The organism is Streptomyces sp. NPDC030183 (assembly GCF_055573455.1).
Genome location: NZ_JBVIBK010000068.1, coordinates 1 through 3,115, shown reverse-complemented (window position 1 = coordinate 3,115; position 3,115 = coordinate 1). Strand labels below are relative to the sequence as shown.

Genomic DNA, 3,115 nt, shown 5'->3' with positions numbered 1-3,115 from the left:
CGTCGCAATCCACACCGAACCGGAAGGCCCTCACCTGTTCAAGATCCCCCAGCCGAGACCTGGCTCACTCGTCCACAACCTCCCGAGACAGAACAACTAGGTCGTATCCGCGACCGGGCCCCCGGGCCACCGCCCAGTACCGTCCGCGCAACCGCTGCCTGTGAGGAGACCGACAGATGCTGGACATCGCCGAAGAGCTGCACCGGTGGGTCGGGCAGGGGCGCGACTTCGCCGTGGCCACCGTGGTGGCCGTCGGCGGCAGCGCCCCCCGGCAGCCGGGCGCCGCGCTCGCGGTGGACGCCGACGGCACGGCGATCGGCTCGGTCTCCGGCGGCTGTGTGGAGGGCGCCGTCTACGACCTGTGCCGGCAGGCGCTGCAGGACGGCGAACCCGTCCTCGAACGCTTCGGCTACAGCGACGAGGACGCCTTCGCCGTCGGTCTCACCTGCGGCGGGATCATCGACATCCTCGTGACACCGGTGCGGGTCGGCGACCCGGTCCGCCCGGTGGTCGCCGCCGCGCTCGCCTCGGCGGCGGGTGGTGCGGCCGCGGCGCTGGCCCGGATCGTCTCCGGCCCGGCGGAGCTGCGGGGCCGGGCCCTGCTGGTCCGCCCGGACGGCTCGTACGACGGTGGCTTCGGCGCCCACCCCGAGCTGGACCGTACGGTCGCCGCCGAGGCCCGCGCCCTCCTGGACGCGGGCCGCACCGGCACTCTGGAGATCGGAGAGCAGGGCTCACGCTGCGGAGCGCCGCTCACGGTTCTGGTGGAGTCCTCGGTACCGCCGCCCAGGATGATCGTCTTCGGTGCGATCGACTTCGCGTCGGCACTCGTCCGGATCGGCAAGTTCCTCGGCTACCACGTGACCGTCTGCGACGCCCGCCCCGTGTTCGCGACCCGGACCCGCTTCCCGGAGGCGGACGAGATCGTCGTCGAGTGGCCGCACCGCTACCTGGAGCGCACCGACGTGGACGCCCGGACCGTCCTGTGCGTCCTCACCCACGACGCCAAGTTCGACGTACCGCTGCTGCGTCTCGCCCTGCGCCTCCCCGTCGCCTACGTCGGCGCCATGGGCTCGCGCCGCACCCATCTCGACCGCGAGCGACGCCTCCGCCAGGAGGGCGTCACCGACCTGGAGCTGGCCCGCCTCCGCTCACCCATCGGCCTGGACCTCGGCGCCCGCACCCCCGAGGAGACGGCCCTGTCCATCGCCTCCGAGATCATCGCCCACCGTCGCGGCGGCAGCGGGATCCCCCTGACGGGGGCGCACACGCCGATCCACCACGACGGCCCGTCGCCGCACCCGGCGGACGTGCCGAGCCTGAGGGTCTCCTGACGCCCTCTCAGGGCGACCGGGATCCTGCTGTCGCCCGCTCGCGACGAGTCGCTGCTGCGACCGGCGGCGCGGCCGTCCCCGACTTGTGACTTGACCCCCGGAGCGGCAGGGTTGACCGTCGGTGATACGGCAGGAACAGCCTTACGGGGGCGGACAGTTGAGCACGGTGGACGTGGAGCACGGCACGGGCGGGGGCGTGAACGAGGGCCCCGACGGTGCCAGAGGCCCGGAGGGCGCCCATGACCCGGAGGGCGCCACCGGCCCGGACGGGGGTGCGGGCGGTACGGGGGCGGGCCCGGTCGACGGCGGGGCCGGCGAGGGGGCGGACGGCGCCCGTGACGAGCGGCGGCTGTCGACGCCGGCGACCACCGTGCTGGGCCTCTTCCTCCTCGCCGACGTCGTCTTCGTCTGCGGTGCCCTCGTCACCCTCTGGCCGGTGGTGCTGGCGACGGTCGAGCCGGGGGCGGACCCCGCGGCCACCGCGCGTTGGTCGCCGTTCGGGTTCGGCGACTGGGCGCTGACCGCGGACACCGCGATGCTGCTGGCCGTGGTGGTGTGCAGCGCGCTCGGCAGCTTCGTCCACGCGGCCACCTCGTTCGCGACGTACGTCGGCAACCGGCGGCTCTACGCGAGCTGGCTCTGGTGGTACCTGCTGCGCGCCGGTATCGGTGTGGCCCTCGCGCTCCTCGTCTACCTCCTGCTGCGCGGCGGACTGTTCGCCGGGAGCTCCGGTGCCGGCGCGACCAACCCGTACGGCTTCTCCGGCATAGCCGGCCTCTGCGGTCTGTTCTCCAAGCAGGCCACGGACAAGCTCCGCGAAATCTGCGACACCCTCCTCAGCACCACGGGCGACGGCGACCGCGACCGCCGGGACGGCCTCTCGGCCAACCGCGACGGCGACCCGGAGCCCGGCAGGTCCTGACACCCGGCCGTCCTACGGCGCCCGGGGAGGCAGTCGCCCGTGCCAGGTGCCGGCGGTCCCGCCGTCGCGGGGAGCACTGGTTCTCCCGTCCTCACGGGACGAGAGTCGACCCATGACCACACCATCGATCACTGCGCGACCATTACCACAGGGGGATCTTCGATGAACAAGACCACGAACTCGAGCGGTTGGGACGTCCTGGACGCCTCCCACGAAGCACTGCGCACGGCGGTCCACGCCGTGCCCGCCGACGGCTGGCACCTGCCGACACCCTGCGCGGACTGGAACGTCACCCAGGTCTTCCAGCACGCCGTCGGCGACCAGATCGGCTACGCCGCCGCGCTGACGGGCGAACCCGGCCCCGACTTCGACCCGTTCGCCCCGTCGGGCGACCTGGAAGGGGCGAACCCGGCGGCGTACCTGGAGGACGCCCTGGCACGCGCGGCGAAGGCGTGGGCGGGGGCCGACCGGGACGCAGCCGAGGTACCCGTGCCGGTACCGCCGCACACGTTGTCCCCGTGGTCGGGCTCGGCGGCGTGCGGGCTGGACGCGGCGGTCCACGCCTGGGACATCGCCGTGGCGACGGGCCGCCCGTCGCCGCTCACCCCCGAACTGGCCCGCCCTCTCCTCAAGGTCGCCAGGGAGATCGTCGAGCCACTCCGCCCCTACGGCGCGTACGCAGCGGCCCTCACCCCCGAGCAGGGCGACGACGACGTGGCGGCCCTGCTGCGCTACCTGGGCCGCGACCCCCACTGGGTCGCTTCCTAGGCCCTGTCGTCACATTCCCACCTACCCCGCGACGCCATGCACGCGCTCTCGACGCACCGGGCCCCGACCCGAGTACGTCCAGTACACGGGT

The 3,115-nt window shown here is 73.6% G+C and carries 3 protein-coding genes; all 3 read left to right on the top strand.

Annotated features, from left to right (window positions below):
- Positions 1-176: 176 nt before the first annotated feature.
- Positions 177-1,334 carry an XdhC family protein gene (locus ACZ4Z2_RS37275; protein WP_468082217.1) on the top strand — a complete coding sequence of 386 codons (1,158 nt, stop codon included), beginning with the start codon at positions 177-179 and terminating at the stop codon, positions 1,332-1,334.
- A gap of 166 nt (positions 1,335-1,500) precedes the next feature.
- Positions 1,501-2,256: a hypothetical protein gene (locus tag ACZ4Z2_RS37270; RefSeq protein ID WP_468082219.1), complete on the top strand. Its 756-nt coding sequence runs from the start codon at positions 1,501-1,503 to the stop codon at positions 2,254-2,256.
- 162 nt (positions 2,257-2,418) lie between these two features.
- On the top strand, positions 2,419-3,024 hold the full coding sequence (locus ACZ4Z2_RS37265; protein ID WP_468082216.1) for a TIGR03086 family metal-binding protein: 606 nt from the start codon (positions 2,419-2,421) through the stop codon (positions 3,022-3,024).
- The last annotated feature ends 91 nt before the right edge of the window (positions 3,025-3,115 follow it).

Bases quoted from the DNA above. Each gene is read 5' to 3' on its own strand.
- ACZ4Z2_RS37275 (WP_468082217.1), top strand. From the start codon at position 177: ATGCTGGACATCGCCGAAGAGCTGCACCGGTGGGTCGGGCAGGGGCGC.
- ACZ4Z2_RS37265 (WP_468082216.1), top strand. From the start codon at position 2,419: ATGAACAAGACCACGAACTCGAGCGGTTGGGACGTCCTGGACGCCTCC.